Source organism: Sphingomonas sp. KC8, assembly GCF_002151445.1.
Taxonomy (GTDB): domain Bacteria; phylum Pseudomonadota; class Alphaproteobacteria; order Sphingomonadales; family Sphingomonadaceae; genus Sphingomonas_E.
The window spans coordinates 2,369,779-2,392,550 of the sequence record NZ_CP016306.1 but is presented as its reverse complement, the minus strand read 5'-3'; the positions used below and the strand labels follow the sequence as shown (position 1 = coordinate 2,392,550).

Sequence of the window (22,772 nt, the reverse complement as noted above, 5' to 3'; positions counted from 1 at the left end):
TGATGGATGCGTCATGTGTTGCTGAAAGTTCCGTCTTCGGATCTTGCCGATGCCCCTGCCAGCGGCAGCCAGGGTACGTTGCGTGGCCGAATCGCAGCGGATGCCGGTGCCGGCGATCCACGGATCGAAGCGCTGTGGCGCGTGGCGCCCTGGATGGCGGCGCTCAGCGTCACCTGTGCGCTGGTGGTGCTGTGGGGGTTGCGGGACGCGGTATCGCTGATCACCTTGTCGGCCTGGGCCGGACTGATCGTGGTCGCCAACATCGTGATCGTCCGCGCGCGCCGGCGGGCGGCAGGCTACGGCCATGCGGAATGGTTGCGTTCGCCTTACTGGACGGTGTTCGAAGCGGCGATCCATGCCGGGCTGTGGTCGATACTGCCGCTATTCGCCTTTGCCGGCCAGCCGCCCCAGACGCAGGTGATGCTGGCGGGCGCGATGGCGACGATGATGGCCGGCGCGTTTCTGCTAGCACTGGTGCCGCTGGCCGCGGCCGTGTGGGTGGTGGTGCTGGCGGCGGCGCTGGTCTGGGGCCTGCATATGGCCGGGGATATCGCCATCGGCGTCGCGCTCGTGCTGCTGGCCGGTTATGTCGCGGTCGTGCTGACGGGCTGCTTGACGATCGAACGGCTGCTGTCGCGTTTCATGGCGGCGGCCGTCGACGAAACGGCGCGGCGCGAAACCATTTCGCTGCTGCTGAAGGAATATGAGGATCAGGGCGCCGGCTGGCTGTGGCAGATCGATGCCGCCAACCAACTGACCTATGTGTCGCCGCGCATGTCCAGCCTGCTCGGTCGATCGACCACGCAACTGATCGGCCAGTCGCTGCCCGTCGTGCTGGGCGGGGATGCGGGGCTGGGCACGGCATTGGTGGCGCGCGAACCGTTTTCGGGCGTGCAGATGGAAGTGCAGGCAGCGCAGGGGCTGCGCTTCATTTCGCTGTCGGGCAGCCCGATTTTTGCCGCCGACGGCGGGTTTCACGGGTTCCGCGGTGTCGGATCGGATATCACCGACATTCGCCGCAGCCAGGATCGGCTGACCCAATTGGCGCGGATCGACGTTCTGACCGGCCTGCCCAACCGCCAGCATATGCGCGAACTGTTCACCGACGGCATCGCCCGCGCGGTGGCGCAGAATCAGCCGTGCGCGCTGATGTTCCTCGACCTCGACGGGTTCAAGCCGGTCAACGACAGTTTCGGCCACTCGCAAGGGGATGAGGTGCTGCGCACGATTGCCCAGCGGCTTCAGGCCGAAATCGGCGATCGTGGACGGATCGGCCGGGTCGGCGGCGATGAGTTCGCGGTGATTTTGCCAGACGGCCAGAGCCGCCAGGCAGTGGAACAGCTTGGGTTGAAATTGATCGACGTGGTCGCCCAGCCGATACAATTGCCATCGGCTGAAATCCGCATCGGCATGTCGATCGGTTGCGCGTTCGCGCCGATCGACGGCGATGCGGTGGATGATCTGCTGATCAAGGCGGATCTGGCGCTGTACAAGGCGAAATCGCGCGGTCGCGGTGCATTGGTGCATTTCGATCAGCGGATGCAGAACGATGCGGATGACAGGCTGCGGCTGGAACATGATCTGCGCCAGGCGCTGAAGCACGATCAGTTCGAGGTTCATTATCAGCCGGTGGTGTCGGCGGGCACGCAGGCGGTGGTCGGCTTCGAAGCGTTGCTGCGCTGGCGGCATCCCGAACGCGGCATGATTTCACCGGCGGTGTTCATCCCGATCGCCGAAGATACCGGCCTGATCGCGGACATCGGCGAATGGGTGATGCGCCGGGCGTGTCAGGATGCGGCCAACTGGCCCGAACATATCCATGTCGCGGTCAATGTCAGCCCGCGCCAGCTGGTGCTGCCGGCCTTGCCCAATGCGGTCAGCGATGCGCTGGCGGCCGCCCGGCTGCAACCGTCGCGGCTGGAACTGGAAGTCACCGAAAGCGTGTTCATGAGCGATACCGACGGATCGCTGGACGTGCTGCGCCGCGTGCGTTCGATCGGCGTGGGGATTGCGCTTGATGATTTCGGGACGGGCTATTCGTCGCTCGGCTACCTCAACAAGACGATCTTCCATACACTGAAAATCGATGGATCGTTCGTCCGTGACGCCGCCCGGCACAGCGAAACCGTATCGATCATCCGCGCGATCGTGTCGCTGGCCAACAGCTTCCGCATGACGATCACCGCCGAAGGGGTGGAAACCGTCGCCGATTTCGAACGGATGCGCGATCTGGGCTGCCACCGCATCCAGGGCTATCTGTTCGGCCGCCCGGTGCCGTTCGTTGAAACGCTGGCGCTGGTCGGCCAGCGCTTCGATTATGGCGCACGGCTGGCGGGATAAGGGTATCAGCCGGTCGCGATTTCCGAGTCAGCGGATGATCTCATCCGCTTCGAAATCGCTTCACCCCAGCGCCGCGACGCATGCCTTCAGCCAGGCCGCGACGGCTTCGATCCGGGCGAGGCGGCGAACGTCGCTGTGGGTGACGAGCCAGAAACTGCGGCGGATCGTCGCGGTGTCGGGCAATAGCGGCACCAGTGCCGGATCGCGATCGGCGATGAAGGCGGGCAGCACGCCGATGCCGGCGCCCGCCGCGATCATGCGGTGCTGCACGTTGATGCTGGTGCTGCGTAATCGCGCTTCCAGCCCGCTGCCGATTTCGCCGAGATAATCCAGCTCGGGCGCGTAAATGAATTCCGGCACATAACCGATCAGGCTGTGGGCGGTGAGATCTTCGATCTGCGCGGGCGCCGGATGATCCGCCAGATAGGCGCGCGCGGCATAGAGGCCGAGGGCGTAATCGCCCAGTTTTACCGCCACCAGCCGGCCGGTGCGCGGCCGCGCCAGCATCACCGCCATGTCCGCTTCGCGCTTGGATGGGTTGAGGAAGCCCGACGCGGTGACGAGATCGACGCGGATGTCGGGATTGGCGCGGTGAAAGGCGGGCAAGGCGGGCGCCAGCACCCAGCTGGCGAACCCTTCGGCCACGCTGAGGCGCACCTGTCCTGATAGGCTGCGCGCATCGCCGCCGATTTCGCCCATTGCGGCAAGCGCTGCGCTTTCGATCGTTTCGGCATGGGCGAACAGTGCCTCGCCGCGCGGGGTCAATTGCCGTTCGCCGCCGATCGTTTCGAACAAGGGCGCGCCAAGGCCGCTTGCCAGCCGGGTCAGCCGGCGGCCGATGGTGGTGGCGTCGATCCCCAGCGTGCGCGCGGCGGGCGCCACTTTGCGGGCGCGGGCGACGGCCAGGAAAATGCGCAGGTCATCCCAATCGAACATATCGTGCCAACCCCTGCAAAAATGCAGGTCATCCCTGCACACTTGCGCCCTTGCGTGCAATTCCCCGATGGTGGAGGGAGGCCGGGACAAGATATTGAGAGGAATGCCAGCCATGCGCATCGTCGAAAATTTCATCGGGGGCGCATCCGCCGCCGGCGGCACCCGCCACAGCGACATCTTCGATCCCAATTCGGGCCAGGTGCAGGCGCGCGTGGCGCTGGGCGGGGCGGCTGAATTGCAGAAGGCGGTGGATGCCGCCAAGGCCGCGCAACCCGCCTGGGCCGCCACCAACCCGCAGCGCCGCGCCCGCGTGATGTTCAATTTCAAGGCGCTCGTCGAACAGCATATGGACGAACTGGCCCACATGCTGTCATCCGAACATGGCAAGGTGATCGCCGACGCCAAGGGCGATATCCAGCGCGGGCTGGAAGTGATCGAATTCTGCTGCGGCATCCCGCATGTGCTGAAGGGCGAATATACGCAGGGCGCGGGGCCGGGCATCGACGTCTATTCGATGCGCCAGCCGCTGGGCATCGGCGCCGGCATCACCCCGTTCAACTTCCCCGGCATGATCCCGTTGTGGATGTCGGGTGTGGCGATCGCGGTGGGCAATGCGTTCATCCTGAAGCCGTCGGAACGCGATCCTTCGGTGCCGGTGCGTCTGGCTGAACTGTTCAAGGAAGCAGGCCTGCCCGATGGCATCCTGAGCGTGGTGCAGGGCGACAAGGAGATGGTCGACGCGATTCTCGACCATCCCGATATCGCCGCCGTCAGCTTCGTCGGATCGTCGGATATCGCGCATTATGTTTACCAGCGCGGCGTGGCCGCCGGCAAGCGCGTGCAGGCGATGGGCGGGGCCAAGAACCATGGCATCGTCATGCCTGACGCCGATCTCGATCAGGTGGTCAACGATCTGGCGGGTGCTGCCTTCGGCTCAGCCGGCGAACGCTGCATGGCGCTGCCTGTTGTTGTGCCGGTGGGCGCAGACACGGCCGAGCGGCTGAAGGCCAAGCTGATCCCGGCGATCGAGGCGCTGCGCGTTGGCGTATCGACCGATCCGGACGCGCATTATGGCCCGGTCGTCACCGCCGCGCACAAGGCGAAGATCGAAAATTACATCCAGATGGGCGTCGATGAAGGTGCCGAACTGGTGGTCGATGGCCGTGGCTTCACCCTGCAGGGGCATGAAAACGGCTTCTTCGTCGGGCCGACCCTGTTCGATCATGTGAAGACGGGGATGCGCACCTACCAGGAAGAAATCTTCGGCCCGGTCCTTCAGATCGTGCGCGCGGCGGATTTCGAGGAAGCCGTCGCGCTGCCGTCCAAACACCAATATGGCAACGGCGTCGCGATCTTCACCCGCAACGGCCACGCCGCGCGCGAATTTGCGGCGCGCGTCAATGTCGGCATGGTCGGCATCAACGTGCCGATCCCGGTGCCGGTGGCGTACCACACCTTCGGCGGGTGGAAGCGTTCGGCGTTCGGCGACACCAACCAGCACGGCATGGAAGGCGTGAAGTTCTGGACCAAGGTGAAAACCGTCACCGCGCGCTGGCCCGATGGTTCGGCCGATGGCGGCAACGCGTTCGTCATCCCGACGATGGGATAAGACATAGCCGTTTCGTTGCGTGCGGAGGCGGGTGATCGTCGCCTGACAGGTTCAGACGGCCCTTGCCCGCATCCTGACCCTCTCCCCCCGGTGGGAGAGGGCGTGTTAGGAAGCATCATGACCCAGTTCGACCTCACCGAGGACCAGCGCGCGATCCAGGAGATGGCGCAGAAATTCACCGCCGATGCGATCACGCCCCACGCCGCGAAGTGGGATGAGGAGCATCATTTCCCGCGCGATGTGGTGAAGGCGGCGGCCGAGCTGGGTTTCGGCGCGATCTATGTGTCCGAGGAAGCCGGCGGGATCGGGCTGGGTCGGCTGGAAGCGGCGCTGATCATGGAGGCGATGGCCTATGGCTGTCCGTCCACATCCGCGTTCATTTCGATCCACAATATGGGCGCGTGGATGATCGACCGGTTCGGCGGCGATGCGGTGAAGGCCAAATATCTGCCCAGCCTTGTCACCTGCGACAAGATTGCCAGCTATTGCCTGACCGAACCGGGTTCGGGATCGGACGCCGCCGCGCTGAAAACGAAGGCGGTGCGCGATGGCGATCATTACATCGTGACCGGCAGCAAGGCGTTCATTTCGGGTGGCGGCGAAAACGAACTCTACGTCACCATGGTCCGCACCGGCGAGGATGGCCCCAAGGGCATTAGCTGCCTGGTGATCGACAAGGACATGCCGGGCGTTTCGTTCGGCGCGCAGGAAAAGAAACTGGGCTGGCGATCGCAGCCGACAGCGCAGGTCAATTTCGATGGTGTCCGCGTGCCGGTGGACAATCTGGTCGGCAAGGAAGGCGAGGGGTTCAAGATCGCCATGTCGGGGCTGGATGGCGGGCGGCTGAATATCGGCGCCTGTTCGCTGGGCGGGGCGCAACGCTGTCTGGATGAAGCGCTGCGCTATACGGGCGAGCGCCGCCAGTTCGGGCAGCGCATCCTCGATTTCCAGAACACCCAGTTCACCCTGGCCGACATGGAAACCGAATTGCAGGCGGCGCGGATGCTGCTTTACGTGGCGGCGGCCAAGGTGACGGCGGGGGCGGCCGATCGCACCAAATTCGCGGCGATGGCCAAACGGCTGGCGACGGATACCGGATCGAGCGTGGTCGATCGCGCGCTGCAACTGCATGGCGGCTATGGCTATTTGCAGGATTATCCGGTCGAACGCTTTTTCCGCGATCTGCGTGTCCACCGCATTCTGGAAGGCACCAACGAGATCATGCGCGTCATCATCGCGCGCGAAATGACGCGGCAGTAAGCGCACGGCACTGGTTGCGGGAATGGAAAGAGGTAGCATGACGGACGAGGTTCTTTTTCAGGTCGAAGGCGCTGTCGGCCGCATCCGCCTCAACCGGCCCAAGGCGATCCACGCACTCAACCAGCCGATGTGCGACGCGATGATCGACGCCTTGGTCGCGTGGCGCGCCGATCCGGCGATCCGGCTGGTGATGATCGATCATGCCGAGGGCCGTGGTTTCTGCGCGGGCGGCGATATCCGCATGATCGCCGAAAGCGGGGCGGACGATGGGGTTGCCGCGCGCGCTTTCTTCCACCGCGAATATCAGCTGAACCACCTGCTGTTCACCTATGCCAAGCCGGTGATCGCGTTCATGGACGGGATCACCATGGGCGGCGGCGTCGGCATTTCGCAGCCTGCCAAGTACCGCATCGCCACCGAACGGACGATGTATGCCATGCCCGAAAGCGGGATCGGCCTGTTCCCCGATGTCGGCGGCGGCTGGTATCTGTCGCGCCTGCCGGGGCGCACCGGCGCGTTTCTCGCGCTCACCGGCGCGCGGATCGACGGGGCGGAGTGCGCAGCGCTCGGGCTGTCGACCCATTATGTGGCGAGCGAGAAACTCGATGCGCTGAAGGCTGCGATCATCGCCGATCCCGATGGCGTGGACGTCATTCTGGCCGACACCGCCGAAGCGCCGCCGCCCGCACGGATCAGCGGCAACCGCGAAAAGATCGACCGGCTGTTCGCCGCCGATACGCTGGAAGGCGTGATCGCCGCGCTCAAGGCCGATGGTTCGGAATGGGCGGGCAAGGAACTGGCGACGCTCGCCACCAAATCGCCCACCACCTGCAAGGTTTCGCTCAGGCTGCTGGCGCAGGGGCGCGACCATGCGGATTTCGCCGATGAGATGCGCGTCGAATATCGGGTCGCGACGCATCTGTGCCAGCGCCATGATTTCATCGAAGGCGTGCGCGCGCTGATCATCGACAAGGATAATGCCCCGCGCTGGGACCCGGCGACTGCCGAAGGCGTGAGCGATCATCTGATCGACCAGATTTTCGCGCCCTTGGGTGAGAGCGAGGAATGGACGCCGGTGCGGCTTTGAGCCACGTCGCCAGCGGACCCCAAAGGAGGAATTTTGATGGCCGATTATGAAACGCTGCTGGTTGAAACGCACGGTGCTGTCACGCTGATCCGGCTCAACCGGCCCCAGGCGCTGAACGCGCTCAACACCCAGGTGCTGGCCGATCTGATCGCGGCCTTTGCCGCTTATGATGCCGATCCGTCGCAGCGGTGCGCGGTGCTGACGGGCAGCGAAAAGGCATTTGCCGCCGGCGCCGACATCAAGGAAATGCAGCCCAAGGGCTTTGGCGCGATGTTCGCCGAAAATTTCTTCGCCGGATTTGAAAAGGTGACGGCAACGCGCAAGCCCTGGATCGCGGCGGTCGCGGGCTTCGCGCTGGGCGGCGGATGCGAATTGGCGATGATGGCCGATTTCATCCTGGCGGCGGATACCGCCAAGTTCGGCCAGCCTGAAATCAAGCTGGGCGTGGCGCCGGGCATGGGTGGATCGCAGCGGCTGACGCGCGCGGTGGGCAAGGCCAAGGCAATGGAAATGTGCCTGACCGGGCGGATGATGGATGCGGTGGAAGCCGAACGCGCCAGCCTTGTCGCGCGGATCATCCCCGCCGCCGATCTGGTGGAAGAAGCGCTGAAGGCCGCCCAGCAGATCGCCGCGATGCCGCCGCTGGCCGCCATCGCCAACAAGGAAATGGTGAACGCCGCGTTCGAAACCGGCTTGGCGCAAGGCATCTTGTTCGAACGCCGCCTGTTCAACGGCCTGTGCGCGACCGACGACAAGGCCGAAGGGATGACGGCGTTCGTCGAAAAGCGGCCGGGCAACTGGACGGGCAAATAAGAGTTCTGAATCACGCATAGCGGATCGGCCGGGGGCCGGGGGCGGTCTCGGAACGCTCCCGGTTACACCCGATGCGGGCGCGGACAGGTTGGAGAGAGATTGAAATGGCACGCATCGGTTTCATCGGGCTGGGCAATATGGGCGGCGGGATGGCCGCGAACCTCGCCAAGGCGGGGCACGATGTGCGGGCCTTTGATCTGTCGGCCGAAGCGCTGGATCGCGCCAGGGCCGCCGGCTGCCTGCCTGCCGCAACGGCGGCCGAGGCGGTGGCGGACGCCGAATATGTCGTCACCATGCTGCCCGCCGGCAAGCATGTGCGGGCCGTTTACGAAGGCGATGTGTTCGCGGCTGTCCCCGGCACCGCGCTGCTGCTGGATTGTTCCACCATCGACGTGGCATCCGCCAAGGCGGTGGGGGCGGCCGCGCAGGCCAAGGGCCTCGCCATGGTCGATGCCCCCGTTTCGGGTGGGATCGCGGCGGCGAACGGCGGCACGCTGACCTTCATGGTGGGCGGTTCGAACGAACATTTCGCCCGCGCCGAACCGATTCTCGCTAAGATGGGCAAGGCGGTGATCCATGCCGGGCCGCTGGGATCGGGGCAGGCCGCCAAGATCTGCAACAACATGCTGCTGGGTGCGACGATGGTCGCGACGTGCGAGGCGTTCCTGCTGGCGCAGAAACTGGGCCTCGATCCGCAGACTTTCTACGATATCTCGTCCAAGGCATCGGGGCAGAGCTGGTCGATGACCAGCTATTGCCCGCTGCCCGGCGTCGGCCCGCAAACGCCCGCCGATAACGGCTATCAGGGCGGGTTCGCGGCGGCATTGATGCTGAAGGACATGAAGCTGGCGATCGAAGCGGCGCAGGGCGCCGACGCCAGCGTGCCGATGGGGGCCGCCGCCGGCGCGCTGTATCAGGCGTTCGTCAATGGTGGTGGTGCGGGTTTCGATTTTTCCGCGATCATCAAGTTGCTGGGTGGCGACAAGGGCTGACGCCGGGGCCGTGCATTATCGGGCCGATCACCAGGGGTTCTTGGCGGGCATCACCGCCGGGCCATCGGCACCATAAGGGTGCCACGGTTCGGCGATCCGCCCTTCGCGGGCCTTGAAGAAGAACTGGCTGCACACCAGCCAGCCTTTCAACGGGCGTAGCGGCAACACGCAGGTCAGGATGAGGAAGGGCACGGACGTCGCCAGATGCACCCACAAGGGCGGCGTCCATGCGATTTCCAGCAACAGGGCAAAGGTGACGGCGGGCACGCAGCCGAAGATGATCACGAAGAAGGCCGGGCCATCGGCCGGATCGGCGAAAGCATAGCTTAGCCCGCACACGTCGCAGCCATCGGCCAGTTTCAGGAAGCTCTTGAACAAATGGCCTTGTCCGCAGCGCGGGCAACGGCCGCGGATGCCGGTGCTGATCGGTTCAAGCCGGGGCCATTGCTTGTCCCCTTCGATTGCGACGCCCGCTTCCTGCTCGGCCACCATGGCTCTCACTCCAGCATGATATATTGCGCGGGATGTATGCCTATTGTACGGTAGCAACAACCATACATAGGCGGCAGAAATGGCCATACATAACTGGCTGCCGCGCGTGGACGGGCAGGCCGGCCCGAAATATCTCGCCATTGCCGATGCGCTGGAACAGGCGATCCGGACCGGCCTGCTGCGCCCGGGCGAACGGCTGCCGCCGCAGCGCGATCTGGCCGGCCTGCTCAATGTCGACCTGACGACGGTGACGCGGGCTTATGGCATTGCGCGCGAAGCGGGGCTGATCGAGGGCGCGGGGCGGCTGGGCAGTTATGTCAGGAACGCGACCGTGGCCGCGCCCTCGATCGACGAACCGGGCGACACCGGCATGAACATGCCGCCGCAGCCCGGATTCTCGTTGCTGCCCGATGCGATCCGTACCGGAATGACGGGCCTGTTGCGCGCCGGTGGGCAATCACCGCTGCTGCAATATCAGCCGAGCGGCGGCGGCCTGCATGATCGCAAGGCGGCGGCCGACGCGTTCAGCGCCCGCGGCATGCCATCGACCGAGGATGATGTGGTGATCACGTCCGGCGGGCAGAATGCGTTGCATGCGATTTTCGGCACGGTGCTGGCGGCGGGTGACACGATATGCGCGGGATCACACACCTATCCCGGCATGCTGGCGCTGGCCGCGCGGTTCGGCTTGCGGGTGCTGCCGGTGGCGGGCGATGGCGAGGGGCTGGACCCGGACGCGCTGGCGGCGGCGGCCGGGGCCGGGGCCGGCGCCGGCGCGGTGTATGTCGTTCCCACCAACGACAATCCGACCACGGCGACGCTGGGGCTGGATCGCCGCCACGCCATTGCCGCAGTCGCGCGCCGCCATGGCCTGACGATCATCGAGGATGACGCCTATGGCCAGTTGCCGGCCAATCCGTTGCCGCCGCTTGGCCTGCTGGCGCCCGAACGGACCTGGCATATCGCCAGCGTATCGAAGGTCATTTCGCCGGTGTTGCGCGTTGCCCATGTCCGCGCGCCATCGTCGCGCGATGCGTGGCGGCTGGGGGCGGACGTGCACGAAACCGCGGTGATGGCCCCGCCGCTGAACGCCGCGCTTGTCTCCGTCTGGATGCGCGACGGCACGTTTACCCGCCTGGTCGAAGCGGTGCGCCATGAAGGGATCGCCCGGCAGCGGATCGCCGCGCCATTTCTGACGGGGCTGGATCATGCCGCGCATCCCGAAGGCTATCATGTCTGGCTGCGGCTGAACGGGGCGGTCAGCGCGGCGGAACTGGCGTCGACCGTGCGGCCCGCCGGCCTGTCGATCGTTCCCGGCGAAGCGTTCGCGATCCGCAAGAACGAGGCCGAACCCGCCGTGCGCATTTCGATCGGCGGGGCGATCGATCATGAACGGTTGCGGCGTGCGTTTGAACGGCTGGAAGCGCTGATCCGGCGCGGGGTATCGCGGGTGCATCCGCTGATCTGACCGGGGTGATGCCGGTCAGCGGATCAATCGGGATCAAGCAGGCGCGCGCCGGGGCCGCTTTCGGCCAGTTCGTCACCCGGGTTGCGCAACGGGCATTCGTCCACCGACAGGCAGCCGCAACCGATGCAGCCGCTCATCTGATCGCGCAGGCGGGTCAGCCGTGCGATCCGGTCGTCCAGTTCGTCGCGCCATTCGGTCGACAGGCGTTCCCAATCAGCGGTGGTGATCTTGCTGGTCGATCGAAACGCCGCGAATTTGTCGCGGATCGTGGCGAGCGGGATGCCGGCGCGTTGCGCCACCTTGATGATCGCGATGGCGCGCAGCACCCCCCGGCCGTAACGGCGCTGGTTGCCGGCGGTTCGATCGCTCCACAACAGTCCCTTGGCTTCGTAGAAATGGAGCGTCGAAACAGGCACGCCCGATCGCGCGGCGACCTCTCCGACGCTGAGATCGCGCAATATTTGTTCCCGCGTCAGCCGCGTCACCGCTTTTTCCTCTTTACCTCAACTAAGGTTGAGGTTTTATAGGGGCGCTCCTGATTCAAACAAGGGAGTGTTCCCCCTGCAACCGTCAAACCTCGATATGGCTTCTGCGGATGGCCATGATCGCGTCACCATAAGCGCGCCCCGGCGCGGAATGCGGCCGATCCTGTGGGCCGGCGCGGCGATCATCCTGATCTTCGGCGCGCTTTACGCATGGCGGGCGGTGCGGATGGCGCCGCCTGCGGCCATGGCGCCGCCGGCGGTGGCCGTTGCCGCGGTGGTGGCCGCCCCGACCGAGGTGCCCGTCGCCCTTGAAGCGGTGGGATCGTTGCGGGCGGTGCGCGAAGTGCTGCTGGCTCCCGAAGTGGCGGGCCGCGTCGTTGCGATCCGGTTTGCCGCTGGCGACCGGGTGGGGGCCGGGGCGTTGCTCGTCCAGCTTTATGATGCGCCTGAGCGGGCGGACCGCAGGGCCGCGCAGGCCCGGGCCGATTTGGCCGGCGCACAGCTCGCCCGATCGCGTGAACTGGCCCCGCTGGGCGCCGAATCGCGCGATCTGTTGCAGCAGCGGCAGGCCGAACGGGATCAGGCGGTGGCCGCCGTCCAGCAGCTCGACGCGCGGATCGCACAGAAACAGGTGCGCGCGCCGTTCGCCGGCGAACTTGGCCTGCGCCGTATCAACCTGGGCCAATATCTCAGCCCTGGCGATGCGATCGCGACCCTGACGGCGCTGGACACGCTCTATGTTGATTTTGCGGTGCCGCAGCAGAATCTGGCGCGGTTGCAGGTGGGGGCGGTCGTCCGCGTCACTGCGGATGCGTGGCCGGGCCGCAGCTTTGCCGCGCGCGTCACCGCCATCGAACCCAGGATCGGCGACGACAGCCGCAATATCCTGGTGCAGGCGACGCTGGCCAACCCTGATCGCGCATTGCGGCCGGGCATGTATGTCACCGCCGCGCTGGATCTGCCGCCGCAGCAGGGCGCGCTGGTGGTGCCGACGACCGCGATCCAGACGTCGGCATCGGGTGACAGCGTCATCGTCGTGCGCGGGGCCAACGCCACCCGGCAGGGCAAGGCCGATATCGTGGCGGTGACGACCGGCCGCCGTTTCGGCAACAAGGTGGTGGTGACGAGCGGGCTGAAGCCGGGCGATGTCGTCGTGTCCGAAGGCCAGTTGCGCGTCCAGCCGGGCGCGGAATTGCGGGTGACGCGAATGGCGACGGGCAAGGGGCAGTAAGATGGCCTTCACCGATCTGTTCATTCGCCGTCCGATCCTGTCGATCGTCGTCAGCCTGCTGATCCTGCTGGTTGGCGGTAGCGCGCTGGTTGCGTTGCCGGTGCGCGAATATCCCAACATGGAAAGCGCCACGATCGTCGTCGACACCGGTTTTCCGGGCGCGACGCAGCAGGTGATGCAGGGTTTCGTGACGACCCCGATCGCGCAGGCGATCGCGACCGCGAACGGCATCGAATATCTTACCTCGACATCGAGCCAGGGCAAAAGCCAGATCAAGGCGAAGCTGGTGCTCAACGCGAACGCCGATCGTTCGATGACCGAGGTGCTGGCCAAGGTGCAGCAGGTGAAATACCGGTTGCCGGCCGGCGCGAACGATCCGGTGATCACCAAGATCACCGATGGCGCATCGGCGGTGCAGTATATCGCTTTCGTCAGCGATACGCTGTCGGTGCCGCAGATCACCGATTTCGCGTCGCGGGTGGCGCAGCCACTGATCACGGCTGTCCCCGGCGTCGCGTCCGCCGAAATTTCCGGCGGGCAGACGCTGGCGATGCGAATCTGGGTCGATCCGGTGCGGCTGGCGGCGCGCGGCCTTTCCGCCGGCGATGTGGCTGCCGCGCTGCGGGCGAACAATGTACAGGCGGCGCCCGGCCGGCTGAAAGGCCGCGATACCGCGATCAACATCACCGCCGCGACCGATCTGACCGGGGTGGAGGATTTTCGCGCCATGGTCGTCAAAAGCGGGGCGGACGGGCTGGTTCGCCTGGGCGATGTCGCGACCGTCGAAATTGGCGGCCAGAATTACGACAGCAGCGCGATGTCGAGCGGCCACCGCGCCGTGACGATCGCGATTTCGCCGACGCCGGACGGCAACCCGCTGGAAATCGTGAAGGCGGTGAAGGCGCTGCTGCCCGATATGCAGCGTGTCGCCCCGCCCGGATTGAAGGTGATCAGCCAGTTCGACGTGGCCCATTTCGTCAACGCATCGATCGACGAGGTCGTCCGCACGCTGATCGAAGCGGTGCTGATCGTGGTGGTCGTGATCTTCCTGTTTCTGGGGTCGCTGCGCGCGGTGGTGATCCCGGTGGTGACGATCCCCCTGTCGCTGGTCGGTACGGCGGCGCTGATGCTGGCGTTCGGCTTTTCGCTCAACCTGCTGACGCTGCTGGCGATGGTGCTGGCGATCGGGCTGGTCGTCGACGATGCGATCGTCGTCGTCGAAAATATCCACCGCCATATCGAAGAAGGGCTGTCGCCGGTGGCGGCAGCGCTGGTCGGCGCGCGCGAAATCGTCAGCCCGGTGATCGCGATGACGATCACGCTGGCGGCGGTCTATGCGCCGATCGGCCTGATGGGCGGGCTGACCGGCGCGCTGTTTCGCGAATTCGCCTTCACGCTGGCGGGGGCGGTGATCGTATCGGGCGTCGTCGCGCTCACCCTGTCGCCGATGATGAGTTCGTGGCTGCTCCATTCCAAGGTTGCCGAAGGGCGGCTGGCGCAGGCGATCGAACATCGCATGGGACGGCTGACCGAAGGCTATGGCCGGCTGCTTGATGGCACGCTGGCGGCGCGGCGCGCGGTGTTGCTGGTCGGCCTGGCGGTGCTGGTGGCGATCGTCGTACTGTTCACCGGCGCGCGGCGCGAACTCGCCCCGCAGGAGGATCAGGGCTATGTCTTCGTCCAGACCAAGGCGCCGCAATATGCCAATGTCGATTATACCGCGCGCTACGCCAACGAGGTCGAACGCATGTTCCGGCAATTGCCCGAATATGTCAGCAGCTGGTTCGACAATGGCACCGACGGCGCGAACAACGGTTTTGGCGGCGTCATCCTGAAGGAATGGGCCGATCGCGATCGCAGCGCCGACGATATTCAGGCGCAGCTCAACCAGCAGGGGGCCGGCATCACCGGCGTCTATGCCGCATCGTTCCAGGCGCCGGCCCTGCCGGCGTCGAGCGGGGGGCTGCCCGTTCAGATGGTGATCCGGTCGTCGGATGATTTCCCCGCGCTATATGCCGCGATGGAACAGATCAAAGGGGCATCGTGGGGCAGCGGGCTGTTCGCCTTCGTCGACAGCGACCTTGCGTTCGACAGCCCCGAAGCGCGGCTGACGATCGACCGGGCCAAGGCGGGCGAGATGGGCGTGACGATGGAGGCGATCGCCGACACGCTCGCGATCCTCGTCGGCGAAAATTCATCAACCGGTTCAACTGGCATGATCGCAGCTATGACGTGATCACGCAGGTGCCGGCCGATCAGCGGCTGACGCCCGATAATCTTGGCCGTTATTATGTGAAGGCATCGTCGGGCCAACTGGTATCGCTGGCGACGGTGATGCGGATCGACATGCGGCCCGAGGCGAACCGCCTGCCGCAGTTCAACCAGATGAACTCGGCCACCCTGTCCGCCGTGCTCGCCCCTGGCGTTACCATGGGGCAGGCAGTGGATTTCCTGAAAAGCCAGCCTTTGCCGGCGGGCACCACGGTCGACTGGCTATCCGACAGCCGCCAATATGTGACGGAAGGCGACCGGCTGACGGTATCGTTCGGCTTTGCACTGATCGTGATCTTCCTGGTGCTGGCCGCGCAGTTCGAAAGTTTCCGCGATCCGCTGGTGATCCTGGTCACCGTGCCGCTGGCGGTGTGCGGTGCGCTGGTGCCGATCTGGCTCGGTTTCGCCACGCTCAACATTTACACACAGATTGGATTGGTCACCTTGATCGGGCTGATTTCCAAACATGGCATCCTGATGGTGACGTTTGCCAACGAGATGCAGCATAGCGAAGGGCTGGATCGCACCGCCGCGATCCGGCAGGCGGCCGCCGTGCGGATGCGGCCGGTGCTGATGACGACGGCGGCGATGGTGGCGGGATTGGTGCCGCTGTTGTTCGCCAGCGGGGCGGGCGCATCCAGCCGCTTTGCGATCGGCATCGTCGTGGTGATGGGGATGCTGATCGGCACCCTGTTCACCTTGTTCGTGCTGCCGACGATCTACAGCTTGATCGCGCGCGATCACCGGGTTGCGGCGGCATCTGCCCGTGAACGGGAGTTGCAGGCGGCGGAGGTGGCCCATGCGTAACCCCGCCTTTCTGCTGCTGCCATTGCTGACGGCGGCCTGTGCGGCCGGCCCAGAATATCGCCCGCCGGCATCACGGGTGGCGGCATCCGCCGGATTTGTCACGGCCGCACCGGCGACCGATTCGACCGCGCCGCTGCCCGATCGGTGGTGGCGGATCTATGACGATCCCGTGCTCGACCGGCTGATCGCCCGGGCCTTTGCGGCGAACACCGATCTGCGGGTCGCGGCCGCAAATCTTGACCGCGCCCGTGCGGTGCTGGGCGAATCCCGCGCGGGCCGCCTGCCGCAAACCGCGCTTTCGGGGGGGGCTGCCTATGGCGACGGGCAAAGCGGCCAGGCAGGGGCATCGTCGCGGCAGTGGACGTATACCGGCGGCCTTGCGGTATCGTGGGAGGCGGATCTGTTCGGCCGCGTCGGCCGGGCGATCGAAGCGGCGCAGGCGGATGCGCAGGCGGTGGCGGCGGTGCGCGATGCGGTGCGCGTTACCGTCGCTGCGGAAACCGCGCGGGCTTATGCCAATGCCTGTTCGTTTGCGGATGCCGCAGCGGTGGCGCGCGAATCGCTGGTCATCGCCGAAGACGGCCTGAAACTGGTTACGGCGCAGGAAAAGGCCGGATCGGCCGGGCGGCTGGATGTCGAGCGCGCGGCCACCGCGGTGGCCAACGCGCGCGCCGCCATCGCGCCGATCGATGGAGAAAGACGCGTGGCCCTGTTCGAACTGGCCGCGCTGATTGGAGAAACGCCATCGGGTGTGCCGGCCGAAGCGCTGCAATGCGCCGCGCCGCCTGTGCCGGTGGCGTTGCTGCCGATCGGTGATGGCGCGCAACTGCTGCGTCGTCGGCCGGACCTGCGCGAAGCCGAACGCCGGCTGGCGGCGGATACCGCACGGATCGGCGTGGCCATGGCCGATCTGTATCCGCGCATCAGTTTTGGCGGTTCGGCAAATTATCTGCGCAACGATGCGGTGCGCGGGGCAGATGCCTTTTCCTTTGCGGTCGGCCCGCTGCTATCGTGGAGCTTTCCCAACATCGCCGTGGCCCGCGCCCGCATCCGGCAGGCCGAAGCACAGGGGGATGCGGCGCTGGCGACGTTCGACGGCAAGGTGCTGGGCGCACTCAAGGAAGTCGAACAGGCGCTGGCGACCTATGCGGCGCAAGACGAACGCAACCGCGCACTCGTCCAGGCGCGGGGCAGTGCGGACACCGCATACCGGCTGGCAAACGCACGCTATCGCGCGGGTTCGATCTCCTATCTCGACCTGCTGGTGACGCAGCGCGACTGGACGGACGCGCGCGCTGCACTGGCGGAATCCACGCAGCGGCTTGGTTCCGCCCGGATCGATCTGTTCAAGGCGCTTGGCGGCGGGTGGGAGATGGCAGCGGACCAGTGATCAGAGTTGATCGCCCCGGCTGCGCGCGCGGCGGTTGAATTCGGCGATCGGCTTCATCGGGCGGGCGACGGCCAGCACGGCATACCATTCGCCGGGTAGCGCCGCCGTCCGCCGATCCTGTTTTTCGATCGCGCGCAATTCAAGCCGCAGCGTCTGCAGTCGTTCACGCAGGCGGGCCACGCCGACCGGCGACAGCTTGACCGTTTCCGCCCCGAAGATCGTTTCGGGTGATCCATAGTCGAGCGTGAAGAAATGCTGCTTGAGCTGGCGATCGAAGTGACGGCGCAGCGGTTCGCGCTGCCACACATGCGCCGGATCGAGCCGCGCGCGCAGCCGGCCGCTGGGCAGGCGATCGATCAGCGCCAGCCGTTCGAGCTTGTTCACCTGCTCCTCGGCCTCCTCAGGGGGCACCGCGAAGGATTCCACCGCTTCGGATGGTGGCCAGCCGTTCAGGATCAGGAAGAACATGTTCGACAGTGCCGGATCGCGGCCCAGCGCCTCTTCCTGCGCCAGAGTCAGGTGCCCGGCATCGGGGCCGCGGCTGTCCTCGATCAGATCGGCGATGCCGATGCCGGCAATGGTGCAGAGCCGTTCCATCGTCGTCAGCGTCAGCCCGCGCCCATGCAGCCAGCGCTTGATCGTCGCGGTGCCGACACCCAGCGATTCCGCCAACCGCGCCTGCGTCCATCCGCCCGCCCGCAGCGCGCGGCGCAAGGTGGCGAGCATCGCTTCCGTCTCTTTCGAGATGGTATCGTCAGGTGAGCTATCTGAGGTCGCTGGATGATCCATTGTCTTGGAATGGAGCTATCATCAAATCCGCACAAGCATATTCTCCAATTCAAGCCGGTGGCCCGAGTCCGCCGCGCCAGAACAAGCTCGCCATCAGGCGACCCACATGGAGAGAGAGGTCTATGTCCGATATTCTCATCAAGGGCGGTACGGTTGTCGACGGCACCGGCGCGCCGGCCTATCGCGCGGATGTCCGTATCAAGAATGGCACGATCGCGGAGATCGGCGCTGACCTGAAACCCGATGGCGAGCGCGTCCATTTCGCCGAAGGCTGCCATGTCACCCCCGGCTTCATCGAAAGCCACACCCATTTCGACGCGACGATGTGGTGGCAGCCCGACCTTGATCCGCTGCCCGGCTATGGCGCGACGACGGTGATTCTCGGCAATTGCGGCTTCACCGCCGCCCCGCTGCACCCGGACAAGGCGGCCCAGCTGGAGATGATCAAGATCTTCTCCTTCTTCGAAGATATTCCCGAAGGCCCGTTCCTCGAACATCTGCCGTGGGACTGGAGCAAATGGTCCGAATATAAGGCGTCGATGGTCGGCAAGCTGAAGGTGCCGGCGAACTACGCCGCCTTCGTCGGCCATATCGCCATCCGCCTCGCCGTGCTGGGCGTTGAAGCGTGGGATCGCGTGGCGACACCGGAAGAAATCCGCCGCATGGCCGAATTGCTCGATGATGCGCTGGCCGCCGGTGCGCTGGGCATGTCGGACAATCTGCACGATCATGACGGCCAGAACCGTCCGATCCCGACGCTGGTGGCCGACGATGCCGAGTTCGAGGCATTGTTCGAAGTGCTGCAGCGTTATCCGGCGGCGACCTATCAGGTCATCATCGACACCTTCATGCGCAAGACCGGCCCGGCGTCGCTCGAACGGCTCGAACGGCTCACCAAGGGTCGCGGCATCCGCATGCAGATTGCCGGCGCCGTGCCGACGCTGGAATTCCAGAAGGATATACTGGCCCCGATGCAGACCCGCGTCGCCGACATGCGCGCCAAGGGTTATGATCTGTGGCCGGGGATCGCCCACGTTTCGCCCACCAGCACGCTCAGCCTGATCAAATCGCTGATCTTCGCCCAGTCGAACGATTATGCGTGGCACGAAGTGGTGCTGGCCGAGGATCATGACGAAAAGGCCCGCCTGCTGGCCGATCCGGAATGGCGTGCCCGTGCACGCGAAAGCTGGGACACCAAGGCCTGGCCGCATTCGCCGATGAACAATCCGCAGGACCTGTTCCTGCTCGATTCCGAAAATGGTACCGGCCCGGTCGGCATCACGCTGAAGGAATATGCCGACAGCAAGGGGCTGCATCGTTCGGATGCGATGGCGGACTGGATCCTGGCCAACGGCACCCGTTCGACGGTGCACATGGCGCCGTTCCCCAAGGACGAGAAGCTGACGATCGACCTGATGATCGATCCGATGACGGTCGGCAATATTTCGGACGCGGGTGCGCACGGCCAGATGCTGTGCGGCGGCGGCGAAAACATCCTGCTGCTCACCAAATATGTCCGCGACGAAAAGCTGATGACCCTGGAACAGGCGGTCCACGTCATGACCGGCAAGCTCGCCAACTTCTTCGGCCTTGCCGATCGCGGCGAGATCAAGGTCGGCAAGCGCGCGGACATCGCGGTGTTCAACATGGATGAAATCCAGCGTCGCGAGATGGAAAAGGTGTTCGACGTGCCCGATGGCAAGGGCGGCACCACCTGGCGTTTCACCCGTCAGGCCGCACCGATGCGCCTGACCCTCGTCAATGGCGAGCCGACGTTCGACGGCAAGAAATATACCGGCGCCACGCCGGGCGCGTTCCTGGCCCCGGCCAACGACGCCCAGCCCGCCGCCGTCGCGGCCGAATAAGGGAGGATTTACCATGGCCCAAGTCAGCCAGGCGGATGTCGATTATTATAATGGCGGCATGCGCACCTTCACGACCGAAAGTTCGGTCCTCGTCAGTTCGTCGCGGTATCTCAACCATGGCGGCCTGCGCACGCTGATCGCGCAGGAAATGCTGCGCCGGAACGGAGCGGACCTGCCCAATACGGCGTTCATCCCGCAGGTTGCGCAGATCCTGCACGAGATGGAGGACATGCCGACGATCATCCGCCTGTTCGAAGAGGAAAAGCAGCGCCTGCCGGAATTCAAGCGCTGGCTGGATCGTCGCATCACGTCGGACTTCAAGGTCGACGAAGTGAAGGATTTCGCACCCGGCACGCTGGGTTCGGTGATCTACGATTTCCTCGCCAACAGCGGGTATAATATCGATCACTTCTTTCAGGGGATGAAGATCGACAGCGATTACACCTTCTACCTGAAGGAACGTGTGTTCACCCACGACATCGAACATATGATCACCGGGTTCGAGACCAACTTCTGCGGGGAAGTGGCGCTGCTGTCGGCCAATGCGCGTAGCCTGTATGGCTATTTCCGGCCGGAGCTGGCTTCGTTCATCAATCGCGTCGGCACCTATCTCAAGGCCAAGACGACGATGAAGATGGGGCTTTATTACCCGCAGGTGATGCCCGAAATGCTGGAAGCCGAGGATATTGGTTCGGCGCAGGGCAAGAACTGGAAGGTGCCGTTGATGATCGTGTGCTGGCGCGATCACCTCGACTGGAAGATCGAGGATATCCGCGAGGAATATGGCATCACCGGCGCGCCGCCGTCGGGCTATTGGGAATGGACCACGGCCGCGAGCCAGGATCCGCGTTATTCCGACGGCCCCGGCCAGATGGCTGCCGCCGCCGAATAACCGGGCCGCCGGTTGATCCGGCGTGATGGTCGAAAATCTGGGGCGCTTCGTTGCATGATACGCAACGGAGCGCCCGTTTTCTTGTGGCGTCGATCCAGCGATCGGGACCGCACCGGCCTTGATCGGCCTGTCAAGCCAACAGCCCGCCTTTGCGGCGACACGGTTAACCCCTATGGGCATATGAAAGTTCGAAGAAATTCAAAGCCGGCGGCCGGGGGGACGCTGGCGCGATAGCGTCAGGGAGCGTCGGGCGGTGATCGGGCGGGGTATCTTGTTTGCGATTCTGCTGGCGCTTGGCCTTGCGGGATCGGCATCCGCGACGACGCCTCGAATCATCGGGCTGGACCGGTCGGTCTGCCACGCTGTCACCCCCGTCAGCGCGCATGACAGCATTCCCGATGCAGCGGCGTTCGGCTGCACGGGCGAACCAACCGGCTATCAGCATCAGATGCTGTGGTTGCAGGCCGATCTGGCCGCGCCGGGCGCTGACCCGGGTGCGCAAACCCTGCTGATCCACCAAAGCCGGTTCGATCGGCTGATCGTCGCCTTCGCTTATGCCGATGGGGTGGTGCGGCGATCCGAAGTGCGGCGCGGTGCATTCGGATCGCGCTGGCGGATCGGCGGCCAGATCGCGTTCGAAGCGCCCGATCGCAGCGCTGCGCTGGTGGGGCTGACGATCGGGTTCGAACGGCTCGCCAGCCATGATCTGTTGCGCGCCCGGCTGATGCCAAGCCGGATCGCCGATGTCGCGGGTTCGCTGGCGGCCGCGTTCATTGGCGGCGCGCTGACCCTGCTGTTTGTCGGCGCCTTATATAATCTCGCGCTCGCCCATGCCGTGCGGCGCCGGTTCATCGCCTGGCATGGCGCGTGGGCGGCGTGCATGTTGCTGTGGGGCATGCTGTGGTCGCAGCTTGCCCTGGTGATCGTGCCAGAGGTTGCCGGCACGCTTGCGTCGCAAATGTGCACGGCGCTGGCGACGCTGGCCGTGGCGTGCGCGACGGCGAGTGCGATCACCTCGCTCGAACCCGGAATGCTGCCACCGCGTATCCGGCATGGCGTATTGGCGCTGGGCGGTGCGGTGGCGCTGGTCGGCCTTTACGCGGCCATGGCGCTGGATGGTTCGGTCGATTGGCTGGGAGCGGTGCTGGGGGTGCTGATCCTGGCCGATCTGGCCGCGGTGGCGGCGTGCATCGCCCTGGCCTGGCGGCGCGGCAGCGTTGAAGCACGCGATTTCGCGCTGGCGTGGGCACCGCCGATGGCGACGCTGGCCCTCACCCAGTTCTTCGACATGAGCAACCTGCTGTTCGGGGGCGGATCGCAGATCGCGATCCTGATCGCGTCGGCCCTGCAAACGGTGTGGCTGTCGATCGCGGTCACCCGCAGGCTGGCAAAGCTGCGGGCCGAACGCGATGCCGCACGCGCCGCCCAGATCGAACTCGACACGCTGGCCCGGCGCGATTCGCTGACCGGCCTGCTCAACCGGCGTGGTTTCATCCCGATCGCCAGCGCCGCGCTGCGTGAGGCCGAACAGGGCGGCCCCGCGCTTGGCCTGCTGCTGATCGACGTCGATCATTTCAAGGCGGTCAACGACCGGTTTGGTCATGATGTGGGCGATGCCGTGCTGCAACGGATCGCTGATCGGCTGCGTCAATGGGAAGGTGAAATCTGTACGGCCGGCCGGTTGGGAGGCGAGGAGTTCATCCTGTGTGTCCGCGGCCTTGCCATCAGACCGCTGGCCGAATTTGCCGATCGGGTGCGCAGCGGCATTGCCGAGGCCGATTATTCCGATCTGCTGGGTGACGGTGGCGGTGTCACGGTCAGCATCGGTATCACCGATGCCGGTGCTGCGGCCACATTCCAGGGGCTGTACCGGGTTGCCGATCAGGCGCTGTACGAAGCCAAGCGCGCCGGGCGCAACCGGATTGCCCTGCCGCCGGCCGATCGCCTGTCCTCGGCGATCGAAGCGGCGTGAGGCGTTCGATCTGATCCGCCGCGCGGCTTTGGCCGGGTGGCCATGGCCGGGCGGATCGTTCACACTCGCCGAT

16 protein-coding genes and 1 pseudogene are annotated in these 22,772 nt (G+C 65.4%); 13 read left to right on the top strand and 4 right to left on the bottom strand.

From position 1 onward, the window contains the following. The first annotated feature begins 6 nt into the window (after positions 1-6). Positions 7-2,340, top strand: coding sequence for a putative bifunctional diguanylate cyclase/phosphodiesterase (locus tag KC8_RS11335; RefSeq protein WP_010126275.1), 2,334 nt, complete (start codon positions 7-9; stop codon positions 2,338-2,340). 60 nt (positions 2,341-2,400) lie between these two features. On the opposite strand, the gene KC8_RS11330 is transcribed toward KC8_RS11335, so the two are convergent. Beyond that, positions 2,401-3,276 carry a LysR family transcriptional regulator gene (locus tag KC8_RS11330; protein WP_010126274.1) on the bottom strand — a complete coding sequence of 292 codons (876 nt, stop codon included), beginning with the start codon at positions 3,274-3,276 and terminating at the stop codon, positions 2,401-2,403. A 112-nt stretch (positions 3,277-3,388) separates the two neighbouring features. Here KC8_RS11330 and KC8_RS11325 point away from each other — a divergent pair, with 112 nt between their 5' ends. The 5 genes from KC8_RS11325 (at position 3,389) to mmsB (ending at position 9,037) form a co-directional block, all read left to right on the top strand. Beyond that, a complete protein-coding gene (locus KC8_RS11325; protein ID WP_010126273.1) occupies positions 3,389-4,885 on the top strand; it encodes a CoA-acylating methylmalonate-semialdehyde dehydrogenase in 1,497 nt (498 codons plus the stop codon). A gap of 117 nt (positions 4,886-5,002) precedes the next feature. Then, positions 5,003-6,145, top strand: coding sequence for an acyl-CoA dehydrogenase family protein (locus tag KC8_RS11320; RefSeq protein WP_010126271.1), 1,143 nt, complete (start codon positions 5,003-5,005; stop codon positions 6,143-6,145). A gap of 37 nt (positions 6,146-6,182) precedes the next feature. Beyond that, the gene (locus KC8_RS11315) at positions 6,183-7,232 is read left to right on the top strand and encodes an enoyl-CoA hydratase/isomerase family protein (RefSeq protein ID WP_010126270.1); all 1,050 of its coding nucleotides are present in this window, start codon (positions 6,183-6,185) and stop codon (positions 7,230-7,232) included. Between the two features lie 36 nt (positions 7,233-7,268). Beyond that, positions 7,269-8,045, top strand: a complete 777-nt coding sequence (locus tag KC8_RS11310) for an enoyl-CoA hydratase-related protein (RefSeq protein ID WP_010126269.1) — start codon at positions 7,269-7,271, stop codon at positions 8,043-8,045. A 71-nt stretch (positions 8,046-8,116) separates the two neighbouring features. Next, positions 8,117-9,037 carry a 3-hydroxyisobutyrate dehydrogenase gene (gene mmsB, locus KC8_RS11305; RefSeq protein ID WP_083831258.1) on the top strand — a complete coding sequence of 307 codons (921 nt, stop codon included), beginning with the start codon at positions 8,117-8,119 and terminating at the stop codon, positions 9,035-9,037. A gap of 27 nt (positions 9,038-9,064) precedes the next feature. On the opposite strand, the gene KC8_RS11300 is transcribed toward mmsB, so the two are convergent. Beyond that, the gene (locus tag KC8_RS11300) at positions 9,065-9,529 is read right to left on the bottom strand and encodes a DUF983 domain-containing protein (RefSeq protein WP_010126267.1); all 465 of its coding nucleotides are present in this window, start codon (positions 9,527-9,529) and stop codon (positions 9,065-9,067) included. Positions 9,530-9,608: 79 nt separating this feature from the next. Between KC8_RS11300 and KC8_RS11295 the strand changes: the two genes are divergently transcribed. Continuing rightward, entirely contained in the window at positions 9,609-10,997 is a 1,389-nt protein-coding gene (locus tag KC8_RS11295) for an aminotransferase-like domain-containing protein (protein ID WP_010126266.1), read from the top strand. A gap of 23 nt (positions 10,998-11,020) precedes the next feature. Here KC8_RS11295 and soxR read toward each other — a convergent pair whose 3' ends face one another. Continuing rightward, complete coding sequence (gene soxR, locus KC8_RS11290) at positions 11,021-11,482, bottom strand: redox-sensitive transcriptional activator SoxR (RefSeq protein WP_010126264.1); 462 nt, start codon at positions 11,480-11,482, stop codon at positions 11,021-11,023. Between the two features lie 97 nt (positions 11,483-11,579). Between soxR and KC8_RS11285 the strand changes: the two genes are divergently transcribed. The 3 genes and pseudogenes from KC8_RS11285 to KC8_RS11275 all read left to right on the top strand — a co-directional run bounded on the left by KC8_RS11285 (position 11,580) and on the right by KC8_RS11275 (position 17,181). After that, complete coding sequence (locus tag KC8_RS11285) at positions 11,580-12,713, top strand: efflux RND transporter periplasmic adaptor subunit (RefSeq protein ID WP_010126263.1); 1,134 nt, start codon at positions 11,580-11,582, stop codon at positions 12,711-12,713. 1 nt (position 12,714) lies between these two features. Further along, a pseudogene (locus tag KC8_RS11280) lies at positions 12,715-15,791 on the top strand (efflux RND transporter permease subunit). Further along, the gene (locus KC8_RS11275; protein WP_010126260.1) at positions 15,784-17,181 is read left to right on the top strand and encodes an efflux transporter outer membrane subunit; all 1,398 of its coding nucleotides are present in this window, start codon (positions 15,784-15,786) and stop codon (positions 17,179-17,181) included. The pseudogene KC8_RS11280 and the gene KC8_RS11275 overlap by 8 nt, the downstream one beginning before the upstream one ends. On the opposite strand, the gene KC8_RS11270 is transcribed toward KC8_RS11275, so the two are convergent. Beyond that, positions 17,182-17,907 carry a helix-turn-helix domain-containing protein gene (locus KC8_RS11270; RefSeq protein ID WP_010126259.1) on the bottom strand — a complete coding sequence of 242 codons (726 nt, stop codon included), beginning with the start codon at positions 17,905-17,907 and terminating at the stop codon, positions 17,182-17,184. A gap of 185 nt (positions 17,908-18,092) precedes the next feature. Here KC8_RS11270 and KC8_RS11265 point away from each other — a divergent pair, with 185 nt between their 5' ends. The 3 genes from KC8_RS11265 to KC8_RS11255 all read left to right on the top strand — a co-directional run bounded on the left by KC8_RS11265 (position 18,093) and on the right by KC8_RS11255 (position 22,699). Further along, entirely contained in the window at positions 18,093-19,835 is a 1,743-nt protein-coding gene (locus KC8_RS11265) for an N-acyl-D-amino-acid deacylase family protein (protein WP_010126258.1), read from the top strand. A gap of 13 nt (positions 19,836-19,848) precedes the next feature. Beyond that, complete coding sequence (locus KC8_RS11260) at positions 19,849-20,727, top strand: Coq4 family protein (protein WP_010126257.1); 879 nt, start codon at positions 19,849-19,851, stop codon at positions 20,725-20,727. Positions 20,728-20,998: 271 nt separating this feature from the next. Next, positions 20,999-22,699 carry a GGDEF domain-containing protein gene (locus KC8_RS11255; RefSeq protein WP_232455521.1) on the top strand — a complete coding sequence of 567 codons (1,701 nt, stop codon included), beginning with the start codon at positions 20,999-21,001 and terminating at the stop codon, positions 22,697-22,699. The last annotated feature ends 73 nt before the right edge of the window (positions 22,700-22,772 follow it).